This is a genomic window from Photorhabdus sp. P32, from assembly GCF_038085095.1.
Lineage (GTDB): Bacteria > Pseudomonadota > Gammaproteobacteria > Enterobacterales > Enterobacteriaceae > Photorhabdus > Photorhabdus luminescens.
This window is the reverse complement of the sequence record NZ_JAZGJN010000098.1, coordinates 1-1,065: the sequence shown is the minus strand read 5'-3', so window position 1 is coordinate 1,065 and position 1,065 is coordinate 1. Positions and strand designations below refer to the sequence as shown.

General features: G+C 36.1%; 1 protein-coding gene and 1 pseudogene. Both read right to left on the bottom strand.

What is annotated here, in order from left to right; all coding sequences use genetic code 11:
- Positions 1–610 (bottom strand): annotated as a pseudogene (locus V2H77_RS00460) (malate synthase A); the annotation flags it as partial.
- A 299-nt stretch (positions 611–909) separates the two neighbouring features.
- A partial coding sequence (locus V2H77_RS00455; RefSeq protein ID WP_341497231.1) for a homoserine O-acetyltransferase/O-succinyltransferase family protein occupies positions 910–1,065 on the bottom strand: 156 nt, incomplete at its 5' end.

Genomic DNA, 1,065 nt, shown 5'->3' with positions numbered 1-1,065 from the left:
TTGCCAGCAATTGTTTATAGTTGTGGTAAAAATAGAGCGCAAAATCAAACAATCCGCCAGCAATTGGCTCATTCTGATAGAAAACATGTTTTTCCGGCAAATGAAGTCCTCTTACCCGTGCGATCAGAACAGCAGGGTCTGATTGCAACTGGTACTGTTTACCCTGCTCGTTAATGTAAGAAATTGTGCCATTAACCGCATCACGCAGGTTGATTTGCCCTTCAATCACCTTATCCCAAGCTGGTGCTAAAGAATCTTCGAAATCCGCCATGAAAACTTTTACGTTAGCATTCAAAGCGTTGATAACCATTTTCCGTTCTACTGGTCCAGTGATTTCTACTCTGCGATCACGGAGATCCGCCGGAATATTTTGAATTTCCCACTCGCTTTCACGAATGGAACTGGTTTCCGAAATAAAATCAGGCAATTCACCATCATCAATTTTCTTCTGCCAAATATCCCGATCGACTAATAATTTTTTCCGTGCATCAGTAAACCGAACAACCAGATCCTTCAGAAAATCCATCGCTTCAGGTATCAAAACTTCCTGCTCTGCTGCGCCAAATCGTTTAATAAACGATAATTCAGTCGCTAAAGTTTGCTGCATCATTCATCTATCCTCATTTTAAAGCACACCTGAATAAGAGTAATAGATATTTAAAATAAATCAAAAACGATTTCCATTTTTTTAAAATTTTATTTTTATTAAATAAAAATCAATTAGTTATATGGAAAATTACCTATTTCAAATTAGAGAAATTGATTCCATAAACCACAAGATTATTTTGTTAAGTTTTTGTTATATAAGATAAACTACAAAAAGTGCGGTATTTTGACGAGTGTTAATAACAGGGGAGCAGAAAAAATCAGGAGGGTTAAATGGCTGAATTTCAGCCATTTATGAAGATATTAATCCAATGTTGGATTCATGTAGGTAAGATCATATGGTGTAATCTGGTACACATAATAATTCAGCCAGTTGGAAAACAATAAATGTCCGTGACTACGCCATGATGCCAGTGGTTTTCTTTCTGGATTATTATCCGGAAAATAATTTATTGGGAT